Here is a 1,259-nt window from a genome sequence, read left to right on the forward strand (position 1 = left end):
GCGGCCGGCGCCCATGGCAGTTTCACCGTGCAGCCCGACGGCACCTGGAGCTACGCGCTCGACAATGGCCAGCCGGCGGTGCAGGCCCTGAAGACCGGCGACCAGATCACCGACACCCTGACCGTCTCCACTATCGACGGCACCACCAAGCAAATCACCGTCTCCATCAACGGCACCGACGACAAGGCCGTCATTGGTGGCGTGGATACGGGGAGTGTCACAGAGAACACTGCCGGTATTGACCGGTCACCCGACCAGCACCAGCCGGGCATCGGAGTGCTGGGAACGGAAACACTGGATGCTAGCGGGCAACTGACGATTATCGATCCGGATGCTGGTGGGGCCGCATTCGACACGCATGGGCTCGGGTTCAACTACCACGGAACGTACGGCGATTTGCTTCTTCGCGAAGATGGTACATGGTTCTATTCCGCCGATGCCGGGAGCGCGAGGTTTTTTGATGGTCGGCCGACCACGCGCGGCACGGCGATCGACCAGCTGGGCGTTGGCCAGACGCTGACGGACAAGATCACGGTGCATTCCAAAGACGGGACGCCGCATGACATCGTGATCACGATCCACGGTAGCAATGACAGGCCCTATTGCTCGGCGGAGGTCGTGCTGCGCCCCGGCACCGAGGACACGCGGCAGACGCTCACCACGACGCAGCTGCTCGCGAACACCGTCGATGTCGATGACAACGATGCCGGCAAGCTGAGCATCGAAAACCTGCACCCTGATCACGGCTCGATCCGCGACAATGGCGATGGTACCTTCACCTTCACGCCTGGTAAGGATTACAGCGGCGCGGTCCACTTCACCTACGACGTGAAGGACGCCCATGGCGGGGTGACCCACACCGGAGCCACCACAACACTGGCGGCCGTCGGCGACGCCGCCGTGATCACCGGGACGGATACCGGGTCGGCGACCGAAGACAAGGTGCACGGCCGGATCGTGATCAGTGGCGATCTGGACGTGACGGATCCGGACGGTCCAGGACAGGAGCATTTCCAATACAGCCAGTTTGGGGAACATGCTGTCTCCGACCCGTTTGGCGGCAGCCTGCACATCAGTTCCGCGGGAACGTGGAGCTATGTCACTGACAACAGCAATGCAGCCGTTCAACAGCTCGCAGCAGGTCAGGTCGGTCATGCCACCTACCGGGTCTCTTCCGCGGACGGCACGACGCATCAGATCCAGATCACGATCCATGGGACCAACGATGCGCCGGTTCTGAGCGCCGCTACGGCTTCGGC

Annotated in this window: 1 protein-coding gene; it reads left to right on the plus strand. The window is 62.7% G+C overall.

What is annotated here, in order from left to right:
- Positions 1-1,259 (plus strand): VCBS domain-containing protein (locus Q0932_RS20450; RefSeq protein ID WP_299357104.1); only part of this gene is annotated, 1,259 nt, incomplete at both ends.

The organism is uncultured Shimia sp., from assembly GCF_947498095.1.
Classification (GTDB): domain Bacteria; phylum Pseudomonadota; class Alphaproteobacteria; order Rhodobacterales; family Rhodobacteraceae; genus Shimia.